The 25485-nt window shown below is 40.5% G+C and carries 24 protein-coding genes; 22 read left to right on the forward strand and 2 right to left on the reverse strand.

Features of this window, described 5'->3' with window-relative positions:
• Positions 1 to 51: 51 nt before the first annotated feature.
• Entirely contained in the window at positions 52 to 687 is a 636-nt protein-coding gene (locus IJI01_RS03655) for a GDSL-type esterase/lipase family protein (RefSeq protein ID WP_292186015.1), read from the forward strand.
• A 1-nt stretch (position 688) separates the two neighbouring features.
• Here the strand turns inward: IJI01_RS03655 and IJI01_RS03660 are convergent, their stop codons facing one another.
• Complete coding sequence (locus IJI01_RS03660) at positions 689 to 2800, reverse strand: hypothetical protein (RefSeq protein WP_292186017.1); 2112 nt, start codon at positions 2798 to 2800, stop codon at positions 689 to 691.
• 96 nt (positions 2801 to 2896) lie between these two features.
• Positions 2897 to 4144, reverse strand: a complete 1248-nt coding sequence (locus tag IJI01_RS03665; protein WP_292186020.1) for a tRNA(Met) cytidine acetate ligase — start codon at positions 4142 to 4144, stop codon at positions 2897 to 2899.
• A 188-nt stretch (positions 4145 to 4332) separates the two neighbouring features.
• Here IJI01_RS03665 and IJI01_RS03670 point away from each other — a divergent pair, with 188 nt between their 5' ends.
• From IJI01_RS03670 to IJI01_RS03770, 21 genes are all read left to right on the forward strand, one after another.
• A complete protein-coding gene (locus IJI01_RS03670) occupies positions 4333 to 5526 on the forward strand; it encodes an acetate/propionate family kinase (RefSeq protein WP_292186023.1) in 1194 nt (397 codons plus the stop codon).
• 162 nt (positions 5527 to 5688) lie between these two features.
• On the forward strand, positions 5689 to 6549 hold the full coding sequence (locus IJI01_RS03675; protein WP_292186026.1) for an AraC family transcriptional regulator: 861 nt from the start codon (positions 5689 to 5691) through the stop codon (positions 6547 to 6549).
• A 49-nt stretch (positions 6550 to 6598) separates the two neighbouring features.
• Positions 6599 to 8290, forward strand: coding sequence for an ArnT family glycosyltransferase (locus IJI01_RS03680; RefSeq protein WP_292186028.1), 1692 nt, complete (start codon positions 6599 to 6601; stop codon positions 8288 to 8290).
• 123 nt (positions 8291 to 8413) lie between these two features.
• Positions 8414 to 8596 (forward strand): 50S ribosomal protein L32, encoded by a 183-nt coding sequence (gene rpmF / locus IJI01_RS03685; RefSeq protein ID WP_013280968.1) that lies wholly within the window; start codon positions 8414 to 8416, stop codon positions 8594 to 8596.
• A gap of 125 nt (positions 8597 to 8721) precedes the next feature.
• On the forward strand, positions 8722 to 9726 hold the full coding sequence (gene plsX / locus IJI01_RS03690) for a phosphate acyltransferase PlsX (RefSeq protein ID WP_292186037.1): 1005 nt from the start codon (positions 8722 to 8724) through the stop codon (positions 9724 to 9726).
• A gap of 60 nt (positions 9727 to 9786) precedes the next feature.
• Positions 9787 to 10023: an acyl carrier protein gene (acpP, locus tag IJI01_RS03695; RefSeq protein ID WP_292186039.1), complete on the forward strand. Its 237-nt coding sequence runs from the start codon at positions 9787 to 9789 to the stop codon at positions 10021 to 10023.
• Positions 10024 to 10096: 73 nt separating this feature from the next.
• Positions 10097 to 10789: a ribonuclease III gene (gene rnc / locus IJI01_RS03700; protein WP_292186042.1), complete on the forward strand. Its 693-nt coding sequence runs from the start codon at positions 10097 to 10099 to the stop codon at positions 10787 to 10789.
• Positions 10790 to 10791: 2 nt separating this feature from the next.
• Positions 10792 to 14349 carry a chromosome segregation protein SMC gene (gene smc / locus IJI01_RS03705; RefSeq protein ID WP_292186045.1) on the forward strand — a complete coding sequence of 1186 codons (3558 nt, stop codon included), beginning with the start codon at positions 10792 to 10794 and terminating at the stop codon, positions 14347 to 14349.
• Positions 14349 to 15263 carry a signal recognition particle-docking protein FtsY gene (gene ftsY / locus IJI01_RS03710; protein WP_292186048.1) on the forward strand — a complete coding sequence of 305 codons (915 nt, stop codon included), beginning with the start codon at positions 14349 to 14351 and terminating at the stop codon, positions 15261 to 15263. The genes smc and ftsY overlap by 1 nt, the downstream gene beginning before the upstream one ends.
• 33 nt (positions 15264 to 15296) lie before the next feature.
• On the forward strand, positions 15297 to 16523 hold the full coding sequence (ilvA, locus tag IJI01_RS03715) for a threonine ammonia-lyase (protein ID WP_292186051.1): 1227 nt from the start codon (positions 15297 to 15299) through the stop codon (positions 16521 to 16523).
• A 1-nt stretch (position 16524) separates the two neighbouring features.
• Complete coding sequence (locus IJI01_RS03720; protein WP_292186053.1) at positions 16525 to 17406, forward strand: YitT family protein; 882 nt, start codon at positions 16525 to 16527, stop codon at positions 17404 to 17406.
• 2 nt (positions 17407 to 17408) lie between these two features.
• Positions 17409 to 18497 carry a glycoside hydrolase family 25 protein gene (locus IJI01_RS03725; protein ID WP_292186056.1) on the forward strand — a complete coding sequence of 363 codons (1089 nt, stop codon included), beginning with the start codon at positions 17409 to 17411 and terminating at the stop codon, positions 18495 to 18497.
• A gap of 7 nt (positions 18498 to 18504) precedes the next feature.
• Positions 18505 to 19365, forward strand: coding sequence for an AraC family transcriptional regulator (locus tag IJI01_RS03730; protein ID WP_292186059.1), 861 nt, complete (start codon positions 18505 to 18507; stop codon positions 19363 to 19365).
• Positions 19366 to 19471: 106 nt separating this feature from the next.
• Positions 19472 to 19819 carry a YlxM family DNA-binding protein gene (gene ylxM / locus IJI01_RS03735; protein WP_292186062.1) on the forward strand — a complete coding sequence of 116 codons (348 nt, stop codon included), beginning with the start codon at positions 19472 to 19474 and terminating at the stop codon, positions 19817 to 19819.
• A 3-nt stretch (positions 19820 to 19822) separates the two neighbouring features.
• Positions 19823 to 21205 carry a signal recognition particle protein gene (ffh, locus tag IJI01_RS03740; protein ID WP_292186064.1) on the forward strand — a complete coding sequence of 461 codons (1383 nt, stop codon included), beginning with the start codon at positions 19823 to 19825 and terminating at the stop codon, positions 21203 to 21205.
• A gap of 83 nt (positions 21206 to 21288) precedes the next feature.
• Complete coding sequence (gene rpsP, locus IJI01_RS03745; RefSeq protein ID WP_292186066.1) at positions 21289 to 21531, forward strand: 30S ribosomal protein S16; 243 nt, start codon at positions 21289 to 21291, stop codon at positions 21529 to 21531.
• A gap of 42 nt (positions 21532 to 21573) precedes the next feature.
• Positions 21574 to 21801: a KH domain-containing protein gene (locus IJI01_RS03750; protein WP_292186069.1), complete on the forward strand. Its 228-nt coding sequence runs from the start codon at positions 21574 to 21576 to the stop codon at positions 21799 to 21801.
• A gap of 91 nt (positions 21802 to 21892) precedes the next feature.
• Positions 21893 to 22708 (forward strand): tRNA (guanosine(37)-N1)-methyltransferase TrmD, encoded by an 816-nt coding sequence (gene trmD, locus IJI01_RS03755; RefSeq protein ID WP_292186072.1) that lies wholly within the window; start codon positions 21893 to 21895, stop codon positions 22706 to 22708.
• A gap of 11 nt (positions 22709 to 22719) precedes the next feature.
• Positions 22720 to 23232, forward strand: a complete 513-nt coding sequence (gene rimM, locus IJI01_RS03760) for a ribosome maturation factor RimM (RefSeq protein WP_292186075.1) — start codon at positions 22720 to 22722, stop codon at positions 23230 to 23232.
• 94 nt (positions 23233 to 23326) lie between these two features.
• Positions 23327 to 24103, forward strand: coding sequence for a uridine phosphorylase (gene udp, locus IJI01_RS03765; protein WP_292186077.1), 777 nt, complete (start codon positions 23327 to 23329; stop codon positions 24101 to 24103).
• 47 nt (positions 24104 to 24150) lie between these two features.
• Positions 24151 to 25362: a BMP family lipoprotein gene (locus IJI01_RS03770; protein WP_292186079.1), complete on the forward strand. Its 1212-nt coding sequence runs from the start codon at positions 24151 to 24153 to the stop codon at positions 25360 to 25362.
• Positions 25363 to 25485: the final 123 nt, after the last annotated feature.

Below are 25485 nucleotides of genomic sequence, written 5' to 3' on the forward strand. Positions count from 1 at the left end.
GATAAAACGTATTGTCAGTTTGTTAAGATGGTTTCTTGGAAAAGAGGGATTATGAAGCAGATATTAGCTTTTGGAGATTCAAATACATGGGGGCTTATTCCTGGATCAACTCCATATGAGAGATATCCATGGGGAGTTAGATGGACTAGTCTTCTTCAAAAGAAATTCAGTGATGTCAGGGTTATAGAAGAGGGTTTATGTGGAAGAACAACAGTGTTCGAAGATGAACTCAGGCCTGGCAGAAAAGGTGTTGACAGCCTTCAGGTCATGCTGGAAAGCCATTACCCGGTTGATTATGCGATCATTATGCTGGGAACAAATGACTGTAAGAGTTATTACAATGTTTCGGCGAGAACAATAGGTAAGGGTATTGAGAAGTGCCTTGATATTCTGGAAAGATATTTAGAGCCACAGAATATCCTACTTGTTTCTCCAATGGCACTTGGAGAAGATGTATGGCACGAAGAAAAGGACCCCGAGTTTAGCAAGGAGTCCGTTAATGTTAGCATTAAATTAAAAGAGGTGTACAGGTCTATTGCAGATAAGCACGGAGTTAATTTCCTTGCTGCATCAGATGTGGTCAAGGCTAGCCCTATAGACGATGAACATATGGATGCAGAAGCACACAGGAAATTTGCTGATGCAGTTTATAACGAACTTATAGCATCTGCAAGGATTGTTGCATAATTTATTTCTTAAGATGTTCGTACTGAGTCATAAGCTCCTCAGGAACAGGAATTTCTTCTTTTCTGAGCTTATTGATTATATTGACGACAGGTTTGGTCTGATTAGATATTCTGGTATTGTAGTGGTTGATAAGCTCAGTGTACTGAGGATTATCGGCCACTTTTTCACGTAGCTCTTTGGCAAATGGACAGAAGGTGAACATGATTTCCCTGACAACCTTGTTAAGTCTTGGTGAGCCTGCTGCCTCGAATTTAACGTAAGCAAGATAATCAGCGATAAATACGTTCTTATAGTTATTGCTGAATTTCTTAAGATCTGTACGAAGCTTTTCTTTATTCTCTGTAGAAAGAGCAGGATTCTTCTTGTAGAACTGCAGATAATCGCAGTACATGGATGTAAGAGACGGATCTGTTACATCATTCCAGTGAATACCCTGTTCAGTCTTACACATTTCCCATCTGAACTCAGCAAAGAGTCTTATCATGCATTCTTCAGTGTTTTCAGTGTTGAATATTGAAACCAGCATTCTGGCTGGAGTTCTTCTGTTTTTACCTTCGATTTCCTGCCAAAGGGATGCTCTTGAGCCTACGTTAGGCATAAGAATCATATATGGAGTAATGTCGTCTGCGTAGTGGAGCTGTGGAACACCAATCTCAGGATTAGAGAAAAGAGCTGTTCTGCAGAATACACCGTAGTCGACACTTCTGATCATTGCGTAATACTCATTGATCTTGGCAACGTTAAGATAAGCCATATCAAGCGGTCTTAGGACGTTTTGTGCATCAAAAACAGGAACGAAGGATGAGATTCGTCCAAAGGTCATTCTGTTTCCAAGAGCAAATAGATTGTGAACCTCGAAATTAAGCTTGCTGGTAGGATCATTTGTCATGAGCTCTACCTGTGCCTGATTGAGCTGACCACTTGCCTTTTGTTCTCTAAGGTAGGTAGGCCAGTCCTGGTCAAATTCATTTCGTGAAGGCTCGACTTCAAGGTTGTATACTTTTTTAAGCCATTCGTAGCAGGTCAATACCTTGCCTTCAGGATCTGAGACATAGGCTTTGGCCATGTTGTAGAGTATGGCTGTATTTTTTTCTCCGGCAAGTTCTTCATCTACAAAGCCAAACATGAAGAACATACGAACTTCCATAGGAACATTGTCATCCCCAAGACTCTTTAAGAAAGCAGGAGTGTATACCTCGTAGAAGGTTGTGGCTATGTTTCTACGGAGAGCTCTGGCTTCATCGGCAGAGTCATAGCGATTGTTCATGGCCTTGAACTGAGATAGCTGCTCCTCGAACTTTACAGAGATTTCAGGAGCGACATTTGCATACTGAAGAATTGTGCTAAGGGCATTAACAACTGTAACAGAGCCTTCTCCAGTACCATTGTTGTTCTCAAGGTTATTTAGCTTAGCACGTATGGCCTTCATCGTTGTAGCAAAAGCTGCAGTTTTCTTTTTGAGCGTATTTCTGTATTCGATAAGAAGCTGGGATTCTCTGGAAATTTTGGTATATATCTCGTAGGTGCACATTACGACACCGGTAGCAATCTCAATGCTAAGAGGATAGAAGGTTCTCTTAAGGGAAGCCTCATTTTTCTTAAGGCTTCTGATAAATTCAAAGGACCATTCAGTTATATCATCGCTCTGTTCGGGCGCTATGATTTCTTTTATTTCTGGGAATTCTTTGGGAACTTCGCCTACCTTTATGCAAAGGTTGGGATAATCAGTGTAATCTGTAATAACCTGATCGTATTCGGAAGTGGCATCTTCGTATTCTTTTTCGTAGACATCACAGCACTTAATAGCTGCTTCAACAGACTGAGCAGCAAGAATAGGGGCAATCTTGGGATTTGATTTAACAACGTTTGGAATATCATTTTCTGATTCGAAAGGGTAGGAATAGACAGCAGCTTCATCCAGGGCTTCTATGTTGTATTTGTAGGTAGAGCCAGGAGTTTCTACTATGCCTATAAATCCGCCCACAGACATAACAATAGAAGTATATTGATTAGAAATCTTCAGACTTCCCTTTACAACAACCTCGATGGTTTCAACAATATCTGTGCCTGCTTTATGAAGAATTTGCCCTTTTTCAAGTTTGATAAGACCCATATTATGCCTCCGGATGATCGCCAGATACCTACTCATAATAATGTTATCACGTCAAAAAGTTTACTTCAATCCGCATGTGGGCTGTAAATCTTAAATTTATGTAAAGGAGTAGATTATCTGTTTTAAGCGGTATTCGTTGGCATTTTTGACAGGACAGATAGAGTTATATATTTCTGTTGCAAAAAGAGTTTCCTTAAACTGACTATACTCTGCTGTAGTCAGCTCTTTTGCGGCGTTCTTGATATTTGTAAGTGCACTAGAGCCTTCACTATCGCCTATTGGCCTAAGGAGTACTGAGGAATCAGCCTTCATTCCAAGGACTCTCACAAAAGAAGTGTAATTGTTAGCCTTATACTCATCCATTGCAGCAGAAGTAATTCCAAGAACTATATGTGTCAGACATCTGCAGATGCGTGAATAAGCGATATCCTTGGATTTAAGGAGAGAGCAGAACTGGTCAAAATCCTGATATTTCTCAAGGTTAGAGGCTATTTTGTTAGAAAGATCCTCTGTCACATCAAGGTATTTGGTATAGCCATTATCTTTTTCCAATAATAATTTATAGTAAACAAGATCAGAAAAACGCTTAATATCAGCCATGCGACCAGCGTTTTCTTTTAAAAGAGATAGACTAGGTGCAGGCATAGCTTTGCCTAAGTCATCGAAAGATAAGTCATTATCTGCGATTGCACTTCGGATTCCAGAGGCACTTGAAAGAGGTGTGATTTCTGTAGAATTATAGCCTTCTCCGATTCTTTTGATAGTGACAGGTGTAATACTGCTGCCACGGGTAAGGATTGCCTTGATATATTCAATTCCAAGGATGTTATTAGGGCTACTAAGAACTGATTTAAGAAGAGCTTCATCCATGGAAAAACCATCAGCATCTGATAAATAGCTGATAAGAGCCTTTTGCCTTGCTACGGGGAAAGAGTCACCTTGCTTAATGTAAGAAGCAAGCGTTTCTTTATACTGCGATGGCTCTTTGGCCAGAATCTGAGCTATCTGGGTGAGAAGAGCAGTATCTCCACATTCGCTTCCAAATACGAGCTGGTCAACACATCCAAGCTTATCAAGAATAGAAACAGCACCACTGGCAAAGTATTCAGCGCTTCCTGTTGAGTAGCATACTGGAAGCTCGAGAACAAGGTCGGCGCCACATTCAAGGGCCATTTTAGTCCGCACAAATTTATCCACCATGGCAGGAGTGCCACGCTGAACGAAATCACCACTCATTACGATTACGATATGGTCAGAAGCAAGTTCTTTTCTGCAATAATCAAGTAAATGTAAATGACCGTTATGGAATGGATTAAATTCTGCTATTATACCTGTTGTTTTCATGTGGATGTAAGCGCTTTCAGTTTTTGCCTATTTTTGTACAATATTACCCTTGCTTATATATTTTACACTGATACAATTATTATGACGACTCTAATTTGTTAAGTCAGAATTCTATTATTTCTAGAACTTATTGGATTCATCTTATAAGTTTTACACAACAATATCAATATAGTGAAAAGAGGTTATTTATGAAAATTCTAGTAATCAATTGCGGTAGTTCTTCACTGAAATTCCAGCTCATCGATTCTGATTCTGAGGCAGTAATCTGCAAGGGACTTTGCGAGAGAATTGGTATTGAGGGCAGCCAGATTGTTTATACTCCAACAGGTAAGGACAAGATCACTAAGGTTGAGCCTATGCCAGATCACAACAGAGCAATCGAGCTTGTTATCGAGGCTCTTACTAACAGTGAGAATGGTGTTGTATCTCTTGAGGAGATCGGAGCAGTTGGACACCGTATCGTTCACGGCGGTGAGAAATTTACTAAGTCAGTTATCATCACAGATGAAGTTATCAAGGCTATCGAGGATGTAAGCGATCTTGCGCCTCTCCACAACCCAGCTAACCTCATCGGTATCAGAGCTTGCCAGAAGGTTATGCCTGGTGTTCCTATGGTTGCAGTATTTGATACAGCTTTCCATCAGACAATGCCTCAGGATGCATACCTGTATGGTCTTCCATATTCATACTATGAGAAGTACGGTATCAGAAGATACGGCTTCCATGGCACAAGCCATTCATTTGTTAGCAAACGCGCAGCTGAGATCCTTGGCAAGAACCCTGCAGATCTCAAGATGATCGTTTGCCACCTTGGAAACGGTGCTTCACTTTCAGCTGTTGACGGTGGTAAGTGCGTAGATACTTCAATGGGTCTTACACCTCTTGAGGGACTTATCATGGGAACAAGAACTGGAGATATCGATCCTTCAGTTGTTGAGTTTGTTATGAAGAAAGAGAATTCTACAGTAGCTGATGTTACTAACCTTCTCAACAAGAAGTCTGGTGTATTCGGTCTTTCAGATGAGCTTTCATCTGACTTCAGAGATCTTGAGGATGGCTACAACAACGGACATGCTGGTGCAAAGCGCGCTGTAGATGCATTCGTATACAGAGTAGTTAAGTACATCGGTTCTTACACAGCAGCAATGGGCGGAGTAGACGTTATCTGCTTCACAGCTGGTGTTGGTGAGAATAGCGGATTCGTTCGTAAGCTTATCTGCGACAGACTTGGATTCATTGGTGCCAAGATCGATGCTGAGGCTAATAAGGTTCGCGGCGAGGAGAAAACAATTTCTACTCCAGACAGCAAGGTAACACTTCTTGTAGTTCCTACTAACGAGGAGCTTGCAATTGCCCGTGATACATATGCTCTTTGCAAATAATTAAATCTAAAGTCAAAATTTTCATATTCGTAATAAAACGGATTAAAAATATTGCAAATTTTGAAGAGACAATATATTATATATATTGTCTCTTTTTACATGTTTGGGAGGAGACTATTGGGTGTTTAATGTATTAGTTTTGTTTTATGGGGTTATGTAGTAATGAAAGAATTAAATTCATGTAAGGAAGCAATGGCGCAGAGTATTGAGAACAAGTACTTTGCAGTGGCACATCTTTATAAGGACGAGAAGGCCATGGAGATGCACATTCATGACTGCTATGAGGTGTATTTTTCTATTTCTGGTGGCAAGCAGTTCCTTATCGACAACAAGGTCTATGATATTGAGCCAGGAGATCTTTTCCTGATCAATCAGTATGATTCTCACTATCTTACACAAATTGATAAAGAGCTTCATGAGAGAATAGTTATCATGATCGATCCAGAGTACATGCGCAGTATTTCCAGCGAGGAGACTAATCTTGATGCATGTTTCCAGGACAGGGGAGAGAAGTTCTCTCACAAGCTCAATCTATCCCAGGAACAGCAGGGAAGATTTCTTTATTTTATCAATAAGATAATTACAAGTAATGGCTATGGTCATGATCTTTTGGAGAGAGCTACATTTACAGAGCTCTTTGTCATGATCAATCAGATCATCAATGACAAGAAGAATAACAAGGCTACAGAGAAGACTGCAACCTATAACGAGCAGGTAGATGCTATCCTTTCATATCTTAATAACAATATTCAGTATCCAATCAGCATCGGAGATCTGGCCAAGCATTTCTATATCAGCGAATCTTATATTTGCAGGATTTTCAAGGCTGCTACAGGAACTACAATCAATAAATATATGACAGCCAGACGTATTTCCATAGCCAAGTCACTTCTTGCAGAGGGCACTGGAGTCAGTGAAGTATGCGATAAGTGCGGCTTTAGCGATTATAGTAATTTCCTCAAGGCTTTTACCAAGTCTGTAGGTATTTCGCCCAAGAAGTATTCTCAGTATTGCAATAAGTGAGAATATGCTATAATCTCTATGATTCTTAATTGTTGGGGAAGCTTTATAAATGCGTATTATTGATTACTTTAATTATGTGGCTACTTTTATCTATGCTGTCATAGTGATAGTAGCTATCATGGGGAAAAAGAAAAATAGTAAAGCGTTTGTTTCCGATAAAAAGGCAAACGCTTTGTTTTTGCTTATTTTGGTCTTAGCAAGTGTGCTTCGTTTCTATCAGCTTGGCAGTATTCCACTTGGACTTCAGCAGGATGAGGCGTCTATAGGATATGAAGCTTATATTCTGGCTAAATACGGAATAGATAGGAATGGATATACATGGCCTGTTTATCCAATTACCTGGGGATGTGGCGGCGGAAGTCCACTTCTAATCTATTTAAATGTATTATCTATCAGATTGTTTGGGACTGGTATAGTCAAGCTCAGAATGATACCTGCTACCTGCGGAGTACTTACAGTTTTATTCTTTTATCTGACGCTTAGAATAGCATTTGAGAAAAAAAACTATAGGAATGAACTCTCACTCCTTGGTGCAGGATTTCTTGCAATCTGTCAATGGCATATTATTCTGTCCAGATGGAGCCTTGACTGTAATATAATGCCTTTTAATATGATATTTGCTGTATATCTGTTTATGCTTGCAAATAAGAAAAAGAGCACGATTCTTTATGCTCTTAGTTCTGCAGCCTTTGCAATCTGCATGTACAGCTACGGAGCAGCCACAATTGTAATTCCGATATTCCTTGTTTTTATCAGCATTTATTGTATTTGTAAGAAGGAAATTACCTGGGGGCAACTTGCAATTTCTGTAGGCGCTTTTGTGATAGTTTTTGCACCTCTTTTATGGTTTTACATGGTTAACTACTGTGGCCTTCCGGAATTCTTTTCAAGGAGCCTTACAGTAAACAGATTTACATCGGCAAGAACCGGCGAAGCACTTATAGCTTTTTCAGATCTTCCAAAGACGTTATTATCAAACCTTAGATCTGTTATGTTGTCTGTTTCAGTGGGAGATGAACAGCATACATTGGCCCATTTCTATCCGGGTTATGCTACGCTTTATAAGTTCACATTCCCTGTGACATTACTGGGACTTATTCTCGCTTTCAAGGATAGATTTAGAGACCTTTCTGATGCAGTATTTGGATTTCTTGTTCTTTCGAATATTATCCTTAGCATGGTGATAGTTCCTGACACTAACAGATTGGTGCTTATTTATGTTCCATTTATTTACTTCTTTATAAAAGGCATGGGATTTATAATGACAAAGTCAGGCAAGCTTCTGATATGTCTTTTAGGACTTCTACTTCTCGGAGCTATGTCTTTTGCCAAGGACTATTTTGGAGATTACAACGTATATGCCACAAGCATATTCATGCCTGGATATGGAGATGCCATAAAAAGAGCTTATGAGCTGACAGGGGATGATAACATGATCTATTCTACATATGATGGCTTATCATCACCATTTATGCTGGCACTGTATTATACAGAGTATGATCCGCATAAATTTGTTTCTTCTGTAGAATACAGAAATGAACTTGATGAGTTCAGAGTAGCAGATGCTTTCGGTAATTTTGATTTTAGATTGCCAGAGAATATTACAGATACTTCTTATTATAATGATGTGTTTGTTTTATCCAGTAACGACCTTGCTATGATCGGAGAGGATACCTCATATACCGTTGAGGATTATGAAGGATATCACGTGGTTTACAAAACAGCTTCATTTTATAAATAAAAAAATGTTGACAAAAACATACACTGCGGATATACTACTTAGGTATGCTAATGAATAAACGTAAACAATTGCCTACAACACAGGCAGTTTCTTATACGGTTACTGTAAGGAGGTGTTACTGAAATGTCAATCTGCCCAAAGAATAAGTCATCAAAAGGCCATAGAGATCAGAGAAGAGCTAACTGGAAAATGACAGCTCCAACTCTTGTAAAGTGCAGTCATTGTGGAGCTCTTATGCAGCCTCATCAGGTTTGCAAGAAGTGTGGCTACTACAATAAGAAGAACATTGTTGAAACTGAGGCTTGATAAGTTTTAGTACAACTTCATTTAGTTCGAATTTAAAGGCTTTCCGAATACTTCGGAAAGCCTTGATTTTTGCATATCACTCTAGTATATTAGAATAAGTCGAATTTTAAATGGGGGACTGAGCAATGTCAGAACTTGTAAGAGTTGCAGTAGATGCAATGGGTGGAGATAACGCTCCTTTTGTTACAGTTAAGGGCGCAGTCGATGCCATCAAAGAGTCAGATAACCTTAAGGTCTTTCTGGTAGGACAGGAAGCTGTAGTTAACGAGGAACTTTCCAAGTATGACTACGACAAGGCCAGAATCGAAGTGGTTAATGCCACTGAGATAATTGAGATGGCTGAACCTCCTGTAATGGCTATCAGAACCAAGAAGGATTCATCTATAGTTAAGGCTATGTACATGGTCAATCACGGAGAGGCCGATGCATATGTTTCTGCAGGAAGCACAGGTGCTACACTTGTTGGAGGACAGGTAATTGTCGGAAGACTCAAGGGTGTAGACAGAGCACCACTTGCTCCACTTATTCCTACAGAGAAGGGTAGCTCACTTTTAATAGACTGTGGAGCTAATGTTGATGCCAGATCCAATCATCTTGTTCAGTTTGCCAAGATGGGTACAGTGTACATGGAAAATGTAATGGGCAAGAAGAACCCTACAGTTGCCATTGTTAACATTGGAGCTGAGGAAGAGAAGGGCAATGCTCTTGTTAAGGAGACATTTCCACTTCTTAAGAATTGTCCTGACATTAACTTTATTGGAAGTATAGAGGCAAGGGATATCCCTGCTGGCGGTGCTGATATTATCGTATGTGAGGCATTTACAGGTAATGTAATTCTCAAGATGTACGAAGGTGTTGCTAAGTCAATGATGCATGTCATCAAGAAGAGCCTTATGAGTAATCTTAAGACCAAGATTGGTGCACTTCTCATCAAGGATGATCTCAAGAAATCTCTTGGGAACTATAGCATGGATCAGTATGGCGGAGCACCTATGCTGGGACTTAAGGGCCTTGTAGTCAAGACTCATGGAAGTGCCAATGACATAGAAGTTAAGAATTCTATTCTTCAGTGCGTAACATTTACAGAACAGAAAATAAGTGAAAAGATTAGCGAGAAGATCTCACAGTGAGAAATGCGCTTTTCGAATAAATATTTACTAAACTGCTAGGCGGTAAAAGGAAGGTTTATTATGGAATTTGAGAAGATGAAAGAAGTTATTGCTAATGTACTCAATGTTGATCCTGAGGAGATCACAATGGATACAACTTTTACAGAGGATCTTGGGGCTGATTCTCTTGACCTTTTCCAGATCATCATGGGACTTGAGGATGAATTTGATGTACAGATCGATCCTGAGAAGACAGAGAATATCTCTACTGTAGGAGAGGCTGTTGAGCTTCTTAAGGCTGCAATTTCTGGCAAATAATTGTAATAAATACAATGAATGGATGAGGCAGTTAATAACTGCCTCTTTTTTTCAATTTGTAGTGAGGTAAACTATGTTAAACGAGCAGGAAATTAGAAACTTCCAGCAGATTATTGGATACGAATTCAAGAATACAGATCTTCTTATTCAGGCGCTTACACACAGCTCTTTTGTCAATGAACAGAAGATCAACAAAAAGCCTGATTATGAGAGACTTGAGTTTTTGGGCGATGCTATTCTTGAGATGATCTCAAGTGAGTTTCTTTTTAAGAAATATCCTGATAAAAAAGAAGGCGAGATGTCTAAAATAAGGGCATCACTTGTATGTGAACCAGCTCTTGCTTTTTGCGCTGAGCAGCTTGAGCTTAAGAAATATATACAGCTTGGTAAGGGTGAAGAGGCCACAGGTGGCAGAAATAAGGAATCCATTATCGCTGATGTTATGGAAGCGGTAATTGGAGCTCTTTTCCTGGATGGTGGAATCGAACAGTCCAAGCGTTTTATAGATACCTATGTGCTGACAAATGCTGATAGTATGGCGATGTTTAGCGATAGTAAATCTATTTTGCAGGAATTTGTTCAGGCTGGGGGACTTGGCCAGATTAAATATGAAATATGTGGCGAAAGTGGTCCTGAACATGATAAAATATTTGATGTCCGCGTTTTAATTGGTGACAAGAATATGGGAGAGGGGACAGGAAAAACCAAAAAAGCTGCTGAACAGAAAGCTGCTTATCAGGCTCTTCTTGTATTAAAAAATAAGTAATAATGTATTTAAAAAGTATTGAGATTCATGGCTTTAAGTCTTTTGCCAATAAAATAAAATTTGATTTCCACAATGGTATTACAGGTATCGTAGGACCTAACGGCTCAGGTAAGAGTAACGTAGCTGATGCTGTCAGATGGGTTCTGGGTGAGCAGCGTATCAAGCAGCTTCGAGGCGGTTCCATGCAGGATGTTATTTTCTCAGGAACTGAGCTTCGTAAGCCTCTTGGCTATGCTTATGTTGCCATTACTCTTGATAATTCAGATCATTCACTGGCTATTGATTATGATGAAGTTACTGTTTCCAGAAGATTGTATCGTTCTGGTGAGAGTGAGTACATGATCAATGGCTCTTCTTGTCGTCTTAAGGACGTCAACGAGCTCTTTATGGATACAGGTATCGGTAAAGAGGGCTATTCCATTATCGGACAGGGTCAGATCGATCAGATTCTTTCCAGTAAGCCTGAGGACAGGAGAAATCTTTTCGACGAGGCCGCTGGTATCGTTAAGTTCAAATCCCGTAAGGAAACAGCAATCAAGAAGCTTGAAGAGGAAAAGATAAACCTCACAAGACTTAGTGATATTCTCTCAGAGCTTGAGAAACAGATCGGACCTTTGGAGAAACAGTCAGAGGTTGCCAAAGAGTATCTCAAATACAGAGAGAGACTTAAAACTCTTGATGTAAATATGTTCCTGGTTGAGAACAAGAACCAGAAGCAGCAGCTCGAGGATGCTGAGAAGAACCTTGAGATTGCACAGAAATCCCTTGAGGAAGCTAGAGAGTCCTATGACAATACCAAGGCTGAGTATGAGGAAATTCAGAAAAGACTTGAGGTATTGGATGCGGAGATTGACGAAGCAAGAGCTAAGATCACTGACTCATCTGTTAAGCGTGAGAAGTTAGAAGGTCAGATTGGTATTCTCAACGAGAAGATCAAGGCTGCCTCTGCTAATGATGCGCATTTCCAGCAGAGAATGAAGGATGAGCAGGCCAAGATTGATGAGAAGAATACAGAAAAAGAGAAATATCTTGCTGACAAGGCTGAAATAGACAAGGAAGTAGAAGAGCTTTCTGTTAAGAGAAATGAAGCAAGAAAAGAGCTCGATAGTGTTATTACCAAGATTTCTAATGTTAATGATGAAATCGAAGAGTGCAAGAACACAATCATTGAGACTCTCGGTACAAGAGCTACTATCAAGTCCAAGCTTAGTTCCCTTGAGACAATGAAGGAACAGGTTAACATCAGAAAGGCTGAACTTACCAGTAAGCTTGTTCGTGCCAGATCTGATGAATCCAGACAGGAAGAAATCATCAAGAAACTCAGAGATGAGTTTGATGCTATAACTGCCACTATTTCTGAGATGAACAAAAAGCAGAAAGAGACTGAGCAGGAAGTTGTTCGTATCAGAGAGGGTATGAGCCTTAAGGATACTGAACTTCGTAAGACTACTGAGAAGTATCAGCAGGAGAAGTCAAGACTTGAAGCGCTGGCTAATCTTACTGAGAGATATGAAGGCTACGGTGGTAGTGTCAAGAAGGTAATGGAGCGCAAGGATGATACTAAGGGTATTATCGGTGTTGTTGCTGACATTATTAAGACTGAGCCTAAGTACGAGACAGCTATCGAGGTTGCTCTTGGCGGTAATATTCAGAACATCGTTACTGATGATGAAGAAACAGCCAAGAAGATGATCAAATACCTCAAGGATTCCAAGGCTGGTCGTGCTACATTTTTACCTCTTACATCACTGGATAATCCACCAGAACTCAAGGCTAAGGAAGCCCTTGAGGAGCCTGGTGTTCTTGGCATGGCAGATGAACTTGTTACAACTGATCCCAAGTATAGAAGTGTTGCCAAGGCAATGCTGGGCAGAATTGTGGCAGTTGATAATATCGATACCGCTGTTAAGATTGCCAGAAAATACAAATACACTGTCAGAATGGTAACTCTTGAGGGTGAACTTCTTGTTCCTGGAGGAGCTATCAGTGGTGGTGCTTTCAAGAATAACAGTAATCTCCTTGGTAGAAGACGTGAGATGGACGAGCTTGAAGCCAACGTCAAGAAGTACAAGGACAGAATAGACGAACTCAAAAAAGAGATCGAAGAAGACAGAGAAAAGAGAAATGAACTCAGAACACTTGCTGAAGAGCTTAGAACAGAGCTTCAGGGCAAGTTTATTGAGCAGAATACTGCAAGACTTAATGTTGAGAACGAAGAGAAGCGTCAGGAAGAGCAGAAGGGCAATTATACAGACCTTAAGACTGAGAATGACGATATCGAAGCTAAGCTCAAAGAGATTGCAGAAGATAAAGAGAAGTCAGAGGCAGCTCTTTTAGAATCAGAAGAACTCGAGAAGCAGTGTACTGAAAAGGTAGAGAAATTCCAGAAAGAACTGGAAGGTCTCCACGAAATAGAAGAGACAGAGAATGAGAAAGCTTCCAAATGGGATATTGAATTTGAGAAGATTGCTCAGAAGCAGGAATTTGCGCAGCTCAACATTGATCGTATAAGTGATGATATTGAAAATGAGCAGAAATCCCTGGATGAGATCGTAGAAAATCTCAACAGCAACGCTCTCTCACTTGAGCAGAGCAAAAAGGATATAGAAGAGATCAAGCTTACAATTGAAGCTTCTACTAATGTTCACGATGAGACAAGTAAAGAGCTCGAGGAAAAGAAGAAGCAGAAGGGTGAGCTGACAGAATCTCAGAAGGAATTCTTTGGTAAGACCGAGGAACTTAATAATCAGATGAACAGTCTTGATAAGGAAGTTACAAGACTTTCATCCAAGAAAGAGAAATGCAAGGAAGCCATCGAAACTCAGATCAACTACATGTGGGATGAGTATGAGATCACTCTTTCTGATGCAGCACAGCTTCGCGATGAGGATATGACGGATGTTCCAGCTATGAGAAGAGAAACATCTTCTCTCAAGGACTCTATCAGAAAGCTTGGCGATGTAAATGTAAACGCTATTGAGGACTACAAGAACCTCATGGAGAGATATACATTCATGAAGACACAGCACGATGACCTTATAGAGGCTGAGGAGCAGCTTAAGGGAATCATCAAGGATCTTGATGAATCAATGCGTAAACAGTTTATTGAACAGTTCCACAGGATCAATGTCGAATTCGATAAAGTATTCAAGGAGATGTTCGGAGGTGGTAAGGGAACCCTTGAACTCAATGAGGAAGAGGATGTTCTTGAGGCAGGAATCAGAATTAATGCTCAGCCACCAGGAAAGAAGCTTGTCAATATGATGCAGATGTCCGGTGGTGAGAAGGCTCTTACTGCAATAGCTCTTTTGTTTGCGATTCAGAACCTCAAACCTTCACCATTCTGTCTGCTTGATGAGATCGAGGCGGCTCTTGATGAGAATAACGTAGTACGTTTTGCCAAGTATCTCCACAAATTGTCTAGTACACAGTTCATTGTAATTACACACAGGCGTGGTACAATGGAAAGTGCTGACAGACTCTATGGTATTACAATGCAGGAAAAGGGCGTATCTACGCTTGTTAGTGTCAACCTGATTGATAAGGAGCTCACGAATTAATGGCAAATGGATTTTTTTCTAAACTACAGCAGGGACTTTCCAAGACCCGTGATAATATAGTTAAAGGCTTTGATAATGTCTTTAGTGGTTATTCCAATATTGATGATGATTTCTATGAGGAGCTTGAAGAGACTCTGATCATGGGAGATATTGGTATCAATGCTACCAGCAAGATCATGGATGAACTGAGGGCTCAGGTCAAGGAGAAGCATATCAAGGATCCTGCTGAGTGTAAGGAACTTCTCATAGAAGATATCCGAGAGCAGATGCTTACAGATGAGAATGCATATGACTTCGAAGATAAGAAGACAGTTATTTTCGTTATCGGTGTTAACGGAGTGGGTAAGACTACCTCCGTAGGTAAACTTGCATCTATCTACAAGAGAAAAGGCAAGAAGGTACTCATTGCTGCTGCAGATACATACAGAGCAGCTGCAACAGAGCAGCTTCAGTCCTGGGCAGACAGAGCAGGAACACCTCTTGTCTCCGGAAGAGAAGGAGCAGATCCAGCCAGTGTTATTTATGACGCTGTAGGAGCTTTCAAGGCAAGAGATATTGATATTCTTATAGTTGATACGGCAGGAAGACTTCATAATAAGAAGAATCTTATGGAAGAACTTGCCAAGATGAATAGAATCATTGATAAAGAGCTTGGTGATGTTTGCAGAGAGAACTTTATTGTTCTTGATGGAACAACAGGACAGAACGCGCTTAATCAGGCCAGAGAGTTTGGAGAAGCAGCTCAGCTTACAGGTATAGTTCTGACCAAGCTTGATGGAACAGCCAAAGGGGGAATTGCTGTAGCTATCGTTTCAGAGCTTAACATTCCGGTTAAGTATATAGGCGTCGGTGAGGGGCTCGATGACTTGGAACGCTTTAACTCGGATGAATTTGTAGACGCACTTTTTAAGTGATATAGATTATAAGTTTTTGGAGGAGATGAGAAAATGGCTGATGAGAAAAAGATGACCCTCGATAAGTTCGAAGAGGCTTATGAAGACGTCAAGAAAGTAACCCTTGAAACTAAGCTTATTTACAGTGATTACTGGAGTAATACAACTGGAAATAAGGTTTATCTCAAACCTGAGAATCTTCAGAGAACTGGAGCATACAAGGTTAGGGGTGCATATTATAAGATTACAACTCTTTCAGATGAAGAGCGTAAGAAAGGGCTCATCACAGCTTCTGCTGGTAACCATGCCCAGGGTGTTGCTTACGCTGCTAAATGCTATGGGGTGAAGGCTACGATTGTCATGCCTACATCTACTCCTCTTATTAAAGTTAATAGAACCAAAGCTCTTGGAGCTGAGGTTGTTCTTTATGGAAATGTATATGATGAGGCTTATGAGAAGGCTGTAGAGCTGTCTCAGGAATATGGCTACACCATGGTACATCCATTTGATGATCTTGATGTTGCTACTGGTCAGGGAACTATAGCAATGGAGATTATCAAGGAGCTTCCAACAGTAGACTATATCCTTGTTCCTATTGGTGGAGGCGGACTTGCTACTGGTGTATCAACACTTGCCAAGCTCCTTAATCCTAAGGTTAAGGTAATCGGTGTTGAACCAGCTGGAGCTAACTGTATGCAGGAATCTCTCAAGGCTGGTCATGTAGTTGCACTTCCATCAGTTAATACAATTGCTGATGGTACAGCTGTTAAGAAGCCAGGTGAGAAGATATTCCCATATCTTTCTGAGAACATTGATGAGATAATCACAGTTCCTGATGAGGATCTCGTTGTTTCATTCCTTGATATGGTTGAGAACCACAAGATGGTAGTTGAGAATTCAGGTCTTTTATCAGTTGCTGCGCTTAAGCAGCTTGACTGCAAGGACAAGAAGATCGCTTGTGTTCTTTCTGGCGGTAACATGGATATTATCACAATGTCTTCTGTTGTTCAGCAGGGACTTATCATGAGAGACAGAATCTTTACTGTTTCTGTACTCCTTCCTGACAAGCCGGGAGAATTATCAAGAGTTGCTGGCGTAATTGCAGAAGTAAGTGGTAATGTTATCAAGCTTGAGCATAATCAGTTTGTTTCTATTAACAGAAACGCTGCTGTTGAGCTTAGAATCACACTCGAAGCTTTTGGAAGCGAGCACAAAGAGCAGATCATGGAGGCTCTTAATAGAGAAGGATATAAACCAAGGATTGTAAGGACAAATATTTAATATGAGCAGTACACAGACAATAAGCATTAAGAAGAGAGTAATGGATTACCTGGTGATCACTTTTGCAGCATCACTTTACGGCTTTGCAACAGCTCTTTTGATCGATCCTAATAACATTGCTCCCGGCGGAATTACAGGTCTTGCCATCGTACTTAACAGACTTATTCCTATCGGAACGGGTATGTGGTTCCTTATTATGAACATACCTATTTTGATCGTGGCAATCTGGAAATTCGGCATCAGATTTACTGTTTCAACTATTTACGCGACATCAGTTATTTCTGTCACTACAGACTTTTTTAGCACCTATTTATCAGCATTCTTTATTCACGATATTATTCTGGGTGTGACAATAGGTAGTTCACTTTCTGCGATAGCCATGGGACTTGTGTTCAAATCTCATGCTACAAGTGGCGGAACAGATGTTATAATTAAACTATTAAGACTTAAATATCCTCATATCAAGACAGGAATGCTCTATATTCTTACTGATATAGTAGTTCTTGTTGTAGCAGGTATTGTATTTCAGGATATTACAGCAGCACTTTATTCATTTCTTTCTGTAATGGTTACATCATCGGTACTTGATCTTGTACTGTACGGAAGAGATGGAGCCAAGCTTATTTATATTATTTCAGACCATCCGGATATTATTACAGCTAGACTTCTTGATGAGCTTGACATTGGCGCAACACATGTTTTTGCGCAGGGTGCATACAGTGGTGAGAAGAAAAAAGTCATCATGTGTGCTATTAAGAAGAGATTATCACCTATGGCTGAGGATATCGTTAGAGAAGAAGATCCAAATGCATTCATGATAGTTACAAGTGCAAGTGAGATATTCGGAGAAGGTTATAAAAGTTATTTTGACGAGAGAATGTGAGCATGAATAATACTTCCCAGGATACCAGAGAACGTATCGGCATTAGAAATTCGCATAATATCATTTCAATTATCTTTTTGAGTCTTGTAGCGCTGCTGGCACTATCTTTTAGTGTCATGCTGCTTATTAAGAATGCCTCCCTGAAAAGAGAAGAAGAGGCAGTCAGAAGTGAGCTGGAAGCTCTTAATGAGGAAGGATATTATACGCTTACTGAAGCTGATAAGCTCATTGAGAATGCCAGGGAAGAAGCCAAGGTAGAGACTACAAACTCTATCAGAGACATGATTCAGGAAAAGCTTGAAGCTGGTGAAGGTACTACCAGTACTATCAGATCTCTTTTTCCAGATCAGATGGTTGTTGCAAGCTCAGGAAGATACTATTTCTTCCCTATTCTGGATTCTATAGCTCATCATGGATTTGCTTCTGAAGATTTCGAAGTTGGAGATGACGGCTTCCTTGAATATGTTGGAACTGATCCTTCTGTCAATGTCAAAAAAGGTGTCGATGTATCCAGATTCCAGGGCAAGATTGACTGGAAGAAGGTTGCAGATGACGGAATTGATTTTGCATTTATAAGAGTTGGCCTTCGTGGTACTACAGAGGGTAAGATCTTAGTTGATGACTACTTCGAAGATAACATGAAGGGCGCAACTGAAAATGGCATAGATGTGGGAGTGTATTTCTACTCACAGGCTGTTAATAAGGAAGAAGCCCTTGAAGAGGTTCAGCTTGTTCTTGATATGATCGAACCATACGATGTTAAATATCCTGTGGTTATCGATATAGAGTCCGCCGACTCAGATACAGCCAGAACCGTTGATCTTACATCTGATCAGTATGAAGAGGTTGTTCATGTTTTCTGTGATACTGTCAGAAGTGCCGGATACAAGCCAATGATATATGGCAATGTTAAGTCATACACGCTATTGATGGATGCTCAGGATGTTGACGACTACGATATCTGGATCGCATATTACGGAACACCACTGTATTATCCATATCATTTTGATGTTTGGCAGTTTACATCATCTGGTTCTGTAAACGGAATTGATGGCAATGTTGACCTTGATATATGCATAACTGACTATTGAGAAGAGCATGATGATTAGAGAATTTGATGAAACACTTCCTTATTCTGCATATGAGCAGAAGGGATATCTGGAACAGGATTTCAGGTTCTTTCATATAAAAGATCATACGAATGTTGATATTCCATACCATTATCATGACTTTCACAAAGTAGTCCTGATTCTTGGTGGCAATGTTAAATACCTGATCGAAGGACGAGAGTACGAGCTCTTGCCCTTCGATTTTGTGCTTGTAAACAGATATCTTATTCACAGGCCTGTTATCGAGATGGGAGATAGCTATGACAGAGTGATTCTGTATCTTAGTGATGATTTTCTAAGGAGCTATAATCTTCTTGATGCCTTTGATAAAGCTAAAGAGATAGGCAGCTATGTAGTGAGATTTCCTGGTGATGTGAGTACAAGTATCTATGAGCAGTTCAGCAGAATAGAGCAGGATATCCATAAAGAAAAGGAAGAGTATGCTGGAGAACTTCTTACAAGGATAGATGTACTTAAGGCGCTTATTTGTTTTAACAAAGCCTGTATTAAAGAGGACTTTGGGTTTAAGCCTGAGGCCAGATATAATCGTAAGGTCATTGAGATAATTAACTATATTTCTGAGAATCTTTCGGGAAATCTTTCTATTGATTATCTTGCTGACCATTTCTACATGAGTAAGTATCATATGATGCGAGTTTTCAAGAATGAGACTGGGTATTCCATTCATCAGTATATTTCTGAAAAGAGAATTCTTTTTGCCAAGAATATGATCATGTCTGGAGTTCCCGCGACAACAGCCTGTCTTAACTGCGGCTTTAAGGATTATTCCTCTTTTAGCAGAGCCTTTAAGAATCAGCTGGGAATCCTGCCATCTGATATTAAGAACTAAAATGATAATAAAAAAATACAGAAAATGAGTGTCAAGAAAAAATACTTGACACTTATTTTGTTTTTAGTTATTATATCATTTGTGTTTAAAGGTAAAGAGGATACATATGAAGAAAATCGTAGAGCAAGGCTTGTTGTATGATTTTTATGGCGAGCTTCTAACTGAACATCAGAAGGAAATATATGAGGCCGCTGTTTATAATGATATGTCTCTTACCGAGATTGCTGATGAGAATGGTATCAGCAAACAGGGCGTACATGATCTTATCAAGAGGTGTACCAATACTCTTCAGGGATATGAAGACAGGCTTCATATGATCAGACGTTTTGAGGCTATTAAGGCCGAGGCTATGGCTTTGGACAGTATAGCTGAGGATACAGAGAATGCTCTTAGTGATGAGCTGAGAGAGAGACTGAGGTCCATTTCAGGAAAACTAATTGAGGAGCTGACTTAATAGATGGCTTTTGAGAGTCTTACAGATAAATTACAAAATGTATTCAAGAACCTTCGCGGTAAGGGACGCTTGACTGAAGAAGACGTTAAGCTTGCTTTAAAAGAAGTTAAGATGGCGCTTCTGGAAGCTGATGTAAGCTTTAAGGTAGTTAAGCAGTTCATTTCTGCAGTTCAGGAAAGAGCCGTTGGAGAAGATGTTTTAAATGGTCTTAATCCTGGACAGATGGTTATCAAGATCGTTAATGAAGAAATGATCTCTCTTATGGGTTCTGAGACCACAGAGATCAAACTTCAGCCTATAAATGAGGTTACAGTCCTCATGATGTGTGGTCTTCAGGGTGCTGGTAAGACAACAACAGCAGCCAAGATCGCTGGCAAGCTCAAGATGAAAGGTAGAAAGCCACTTCTTGTAGCCTGCGATATTTACAGACCTGCGGCTATTGATCAGTTACAGATCAATGCAAACAAGCAGGAAGTAGATTTCTTTACACTTGGATCACATGCTGATCCAGTTGATATTGCCAAGGCTTCTATAGATGAAGCCAAGAAGAACGGCAATAACGTTGTAATCATTGATACAGCCGGCCGTCTGCAGATTGATGATATCATGATGCAGGAGCTCGTTGATATAAAGAATGCAGTTGGCGTTCACCAGACACTTCTTGTTGTTGATGCCATGACTGGTCAGGAAGCAGTTAATGTTGCTTCTGAGTTCAATGACAAGGTAGGAGTTGATGGAATCATCCTTTCCAAGATGGATGGTGATTCAAGAGGTGGTGCAGCTCTTTCAACCAAGGCAGTTACAGGCAAGCCTATTTTATATGTAGGTATGGGCGAGAAGCTTTCTGATCTGGAACAGTTCTATCCTGACAGAATGGCGAGCCGTATCCTTGGAATGGGTGATGTGCTGAGCCTTATCGACAAGGCTGTAGAAGCTAATGCCGAGAGAGATGCAGAAAAAGATCGTGAAATGGCCCAGAAGATGAAGAAGGGCAAGATCGATTTTGAAATGTATCTTGAGAGTATGAAGGCAATGCGTAATATGGGTGGTCTTTCATCCATCATGGGCATGCTTCCAGGAATGGGCAAGATGAGCGATGACATGCTTCCAGATGAGAAGCAGCTCGCAAGGATCGAGGCAATTGTTCTTTCCATGACTCCTGAGGAGCGTAAGAATCCTAAGCTTATGAGTCCACAGAGAAAGTTCAGAATTGCTAAGGGCTCAGGTAACGACATTGCTGATGTTAACAGATTTATCAAGCAGTTTGAGCAGATGCAGAAGATGATGAAGCAGATGCCTGGACTTATGGGCGGTAAGCGCGGCTTTGGTAAGTTTGGTGGCCTTGGAGGCTTTGGTGGTTTCCCAGGCGGTAAGTTCCCTTTTTGATATGTCTAATGGCTATAATGGCTGTTTTACACATATAAGCAAATAATATCTATCTTAATTTTTTTAAATGGAGGAAATTTAAAATGGCAGTAAAAATGAGATTAAAGAGAATTGGTAAGAAGAAGGTTCCTTTCTACAGAATTATCGTTTCTGATTCAAAGGCTCCTGTACAGGGTAAGTTCATCGATGAGATCGGAACATACGATCCTAACACAGATCCTAGCACAGTAAAGATCAACGAGGAGCTCGCTAAGAAGTGGCTCGCTAACGGTGCACAGCCAACTGAGTCAGTTGCTAAGCTTCTTAAGCAGGCCGGCATCAGATAATCAAGGCTTTATTGTAAAAATACAAATGCCGGGGGTTAATCAATGAAAGAATTAGTTGAAGTTATCGCAAAAGCGCTAGTTGATAATCCGGATGAAGTCGTTGTTTCCGAGAAGACAGACGGGCGTAATATTATGATCGAGCTTCATGTAGCACCTTCAGACATGGGCAAGGTTATTGGCAAACAGGGACGTATTGCTAAGGCAATCAGAGCTGTTGTTAAGGCTGCATCTACCAGAGAGAACCTCAAGGTTGATGTTGAGATAGTTTGATTAGACCTCAATTTGCCAGTTAATGAGTCGAATAGGGCGTTTAGCTTTATTCGACTCTTAATGTATTACAATAAATATACGAGACGAATACATGAATTTTCATATTATGACTCTTTTCCCGGAGATGATCATGGGTAGCTTATCCAGTAGTATTACTGGAAGAGCAAGTGATAAGGGATATATTTCATTTAACGCAGTAAATATAAGAGATTATTCTACTGACAAACATCATAAGGTTGACGATTATACATATGGAGGCGGTGCTGGTATGCTTATGCAGGCACAGCCTATTTATGATTGCTATAAATCTATAGAAAAAGATATACTTGATAAGGGTGGTAAAGCTCCAAGAGTAGTTTATGTAACGCCTCAGGGCTCAGTTTTTAACCAGAAAATGGCTCAGGAACTGGCACAGGAAGAGGACCTTGTTTTCCTTTGTGGTCACTATGAAGGCGTTGACGAGAGAGTATTAGAAGAGATTGTTACTGATTATGTTTCAATTGGTGACTATGTACTGACTGGCGGCGAACTTCCTGCTATGGTCATGATAGATGCTATATCAAGACTTGTTCCGGGAGTTCTTAATAATGATGAATCAGCTATGACTGAGAGCTTTAATAATAATCTTTTGGAATATCCTCAGTATTCAAGGCCTGAGGAGTGGATGGGCAAAAAAGTGCCTGCCATCCTTCTTTCCGGAGACCACAAGAAGGTTGATGAGTGGAGGCTTGAGAAGTCTATAGAGAGAACCAAAGAGAGAAGACCAGATCTGTATGAAATTTGGCTGGCGGAGAATCCACCTAAACCAGAAAAGAAAAAGCGCAGGAAAAAGAAACCGGTTGAAAATATTGAATCTGCCGAGACAGTAAGGGAAGATAGTAACAAGGAACAGATTGAAGATAAATAATGGAGAAATAAATGACAGATAGATTTCAGGTAGGAGTAATTGCATCTACACATGGCCTTCAGGGAGAAGTTAACGTTTTTCCTACAACAGAGGACCCAAACAGATTTAAGAAGCTTAAAAAGGTAACTCTTCATACTCAGAGAGGAGAAGAGATTGAACTTGATGTTCAGAGCGCCAGATTTTTCAAGAAATTTGTTATTGTTAAGTTCAAGCAGTACAACAATATCAATGACGTAGAGAAATTCAGAGGCTGTGAGCTTACAATCGATCGTAAGGATGCTATCAAGCTTGAACCAGGGGAGTATTATTGTGCAGACCTTATGGGGCTTGATATTGTTGATGAAGACGGCAACAAGCTTGGTGTTGTATCTGATATTATTCAGACTGGAGCTAATGATGTCTATGAAATGACAAGAGAAGGCTCTGAGGAGAAAGTTTATATTCCGGTTATCAAAGACTGCATCAAAAATATAGACATAGATGGTGGAAAAATTACCATTCATGTACTTGAAGGTTTATTATAATTTAGATATAATTGAGTGCTGGTGACATTTATGTCAAAATGACATATAATTGTTATGTTAGTGTGAAAATGTAATTTTTTTGGGGAATTCTATTATGGTTGATTATACTGAAGGTGCTGGATATCAGTATCATACTCATGTTAAAAAAGGTGATGTAGGTCGTTATGTCATCCTTACAGGTGATCCTGGAAGATGCGAGACTATTTCACGTCTATTTGATAATCCAAGATTTGTAGCATATAACAGAGAATATAATACATATACAGGAACTATCGATGGAGAGATGGTTACTGTTATGTCTCATGGTATCGGTGGCGCGTCAACAGCTATTGCTGTTGAGGAGCTTGCTCGTTGTGGCGCCGATACTTTTATTAGAATGGGCACATCAGGCGGTATGCAGGATGATGTTATTGGTGGTGATATAGTTATTGCCAATGGCGCTATCCGTGCAGAGGGTACTTCCAAGGAATATGCTCCTATTGAGTATCCTGCAGTTGCTTCTTTTGACGTTGTCAATGCTCTTGTAGAGGGAGCCAAGGAAGCAGGCGCCAAGTATCATGTTGGTGTAGTACAGTGTAAGGATTCTTTCTTTGGTCAGCATGAACCGGAGACCAAGCCAGTTGGACCAGAGCTTCTTTACAAATGGGATGCATGGATCAAGTGCGGAGCTCTTTGCTCTGAGATGGAATCATCTACACTTTTTATAGTTGGTAATTATCTGAGATGTAGAACGGGGGCTGTTATGCTCGTTGTTGCCAACCAGGAGAGGGCTAAGAAAGGTTTGTCCAATCCTCAGGTTCACGAGATGGATGACGTTTACCGTACAACAATAGGTGCAATTAAGCGCCTTATAGCTATGGATAAAGCCTGAAAAGGTTTTATTATAAAAAGTCAACCAATTCAAAATGGAGGGAAATTATGAAAAAGAGACTTTTTGCAGTTCTTATGGCTGCGACAATGGTTGCTTCTCTTGTAGCTTGTGGATCAACAGAGACACCTGCAACAACTGAGGAAGCTCCTGCAACAGAGGCTCCTGCTACAACAGAGGCTGCTCCAGCTGCAGACAACACAGAGGCACCTGCTACAGAGGCAGCTGCTGACCTCAAGATCGCTATGATCACAGACTCTGGTGACATCACAGATATGTCATTCAACCAGACAACTTACGAGGCATCTGATGCTTTCGCTAAGGCTAACGGACTTGAGTTCCAGTACTACAAGCCAACAGAGGATTCTGATGAGGCTCGTACAGCAGCTTTCAACAACGCTGTTGCTGATGGCTACAATGTAGTTGTTGTTCCTGGTTACCTTTTCGCTGGAATGATCGCTTCAGTTGCTGATGCTAACCCAGAGGTTACAATCATCGCTCTTGACGTTTCACAGGGTGACTTCGAAGGCGCTGGTATGACAGAGCTTCCTTCTAACGTATGTTCTTTCACATACCAGGAAGAGCTTGCTGGTTACATGGCTGGTTATGCTGTTGTTAAGGAAGGCTACAAGAAGCTTGGTTTCCTTGGCGGTATGGCAGTTCCTGCTGTTGTTCGTTATGGTTACGGTTTCGTTCAGGGTGCAGACGCTGCAGCTACAGAGCTCGGCATTGCTTCTGACGTAGAAGTTAACTATGTATACGGCGGACAGTTCTTCGGTGATGAAGCTGTTACAGCTACAATGGATACATGGTATTCTAACGGAACAGAGATCGTATTCGCTTGCGGTGGCGGTATCTTCACATCAGCTGGTGAGGCTGCTAAGAAGGTAGACGGCAAGGTTGTTGGTGTAGACGTTGACCAGTCTGGCACAATTGATGGCCTCTATGGCGAGGGTGTTTGCGTAACATCTGCTATGAAGGGTCTTGCTGCTACAGTTAATGCAACACTTACAGACGTAGTTGCTGGTAACTGGGCTGCACATGCTGGTAAGATCGAGAACCTTGGTATCGTTTCAGGTGATGACCCATCACTTAACTATGTTCAGCTTCCAACAGAGACATGGTCAATGACAAACTTCACAGTTGACGATTACAAGGCACTTGTTAAGTCAATGGCTGATGGCTATGTAACAGTAGATAGCAATATCGATGTTCAGCCTACAACAGCTATCAAGGTAACAACATTTGATAACATTCACTAATTGAATATTATTCATTTGTGTTGTTCTTCAAAAGGGAAGGAACTTAATTCCTTCCCTTTTTTCAACAAGAATATAATAATTTCTATTACTGACTTGTGTAGTGGGAATTATTATGGTTTTGCC

The sequence above is a fragment of the Butyrivibrio sp. genome, from assembly GCF_017433805.1.
Lineage (GTDB): Bacteria > Bacillota > Clostridia > Lachnospirales > Lachnospiraceae > Butyrivibrio.

What these genes read in the sequence shown, in the direction of transcription:
- IJI01_RS03655 (WP_292186015.1), top strand. Translation starts at nt 52, where the DNA reads ATGAAGCAGATATTAGCTTTTGGAGATTCAAATACATGGGGGCTTATT.
- IJI01_RS03660 (WP_292186017.1), bottom strand. Translation starts at nt 2,800, where the DNA reads ATGGGTCTTATCAAACTTGAAAAAGGGCAAATTCTTCATAAAGCAGGC.
- IJI01_RS03665 (WP_292186020.1), bottom strand. Translation starts at nt 4,144, where the DNA reads ATGAAAACAACAGGTATAATAGCAGAATTTAATCCATTCCATAACGGT.
- IJI01_RS03670 (WP_292186023.1), top strand. Translation starts at nt 4,333, where the DNA reads ATGAAAATTCTAGTAATCAATTGCGGTAGTTCTTCACTGAAATTCCAG.
- IJI01_RS03675 (WP_292186026.1), top strand. Translation starts at nt 5,689, where the DNA reads ATGAAAGAATTAAATTCATGTAAGGAAGCAATGGCGCAGAGTATTGAG.
- IJI01_RS03680 (WP_292186028.1), top strand. Translation starts at nt 6,599, where the DNA reads ATGCGTATTATTGATTACTTTAATTATGTGGCTACTTTTATCTATGCT.
- rpmF (WP_013280968.1), top strand. Translation starts at nt 8,414, where the DNA reads ATGTCAATCTGCCCAAAGAATAAGTCATCAAAAGGCCATAGAGATCAG.
- plsX (WP_292186037.1), top strand. Translation starts at nt 8,722, where the DNA reads ATGTCAGAACTTGTAAGAGTTGCAGTAGATGCAATGGGTGGAGATAAC.
- acpP (WP_292186039.1), top strand. Translation starts at nt 9,787, where the DNA reads ATGGAATTTGAGAAGATGAAAGAAGTTATTGCTAATGTACTCAATGTT.
- rnc (WP_292186042.1), top strand. Translation starts at nt 10,097, where the DNA reads ATGTTAAACGAGCAGGAAATTAGAAACTTCCAGCAGATTATTGGATAC.
- smc (WP_292186045.1), top strand. Translation starts at nt 10,792, where the DNA reads ATGTATTTAAAAAGTATTGAGATTCATGGCTTTAAGTCTTTTGCCAAT.
- ftsY (WP_292186048.1), top strand. Translation starts at nt 14,349, where the DNA reads ATGGCAAATGGATTTTTTTCTAAACTACAGCAGGGACTTTCCAAGACC.
- ilvA (WP_292186051.1), top strand. Translation starts at nt 15,297, where the DNA reads ATGGCTGATGAGAAAAAGATGACCCTCGATAAGTTCGAAGAGGCTTAT.
- IJI01_RS03720 (WP_292186053.1), top strand. Translation starts at nt 16,525, where the DNA reads ATGAGCAGTACACAGACAATAAGCATTAAGAAGAGAGTAATGGATTAC.
- IJI01_RS03725 (WP_292186056.1), top strand. Translation starts at nt 17,409, where the DNA reads ATGAATAATACTTCCCAGGATACCAGAGAACGTATCGGCATTAGAAAT.
- IJI01_RS03730 (WP_292186059.1), top strand. Translation starts at nt 18,505, where the DNA reads ATGATGATTAGAGAATTTGATGAAACACTTCCTTATTCTGCATATGAG.
- ylxM (WP_292186062.1), top strand. Translation starts at nt 19,472, where the DNA reads ATGAAGAAAATCGTAGAGCAAGGCTTGTTGTATGATTTTTATGGCGAG.
- ffh (WP_292186064.1), top strand. Translation starts at nt 19,823, where the DNA reads ATGGCTTTTGAGAGTCTTACAGATAAATTACAAAATGTATTCAAGAAC.
- rpsP (WP_292186066.1), top strand. Translation starts at nt 21,289, where the DNA reads ATGGCAGTAAAAATGAGATTAAAGAGAATTGGTAAGAAGAAGGTTCCT.
- IJI01_RS03750 (WP_292186069.1), top strand. Translation starts at nt 21,574, where the DNA reads ATGAAAGAATTAGTTGAAGTTATCGCAAAAGCGCTAGTTGATAATCCG.
- trmD (WP_292186072.1), top strand. Translation starts at nt 21,893, where the DNA reads ATGAATTTTCATATTATGACTCTTTTCCCGGAGATGATCATGGGTAGC.
- rimM (WP_292186075.1), top strand. Translation starts at nt 22,720, where the DNA reads ATGACAGATAGATTTCAGGTAGGAGTAATTGCATCTACACATGGCCTT.
- udp (WP_292186077.1), top strand. Translation starts at nt 23,327, where the DNA reads ATGGTTGATTATACTGAAGGTGCTGGATATCAGTATCATACTCATGTT.
- IJI01_RS03770 (WP_292186079.1), top strand. Translation starts at nt 24,151, where the DNA reads ATGAAAAAGAGACTTTTTGCAGTTCTTATGGCTGCGACAATGGTTGCT.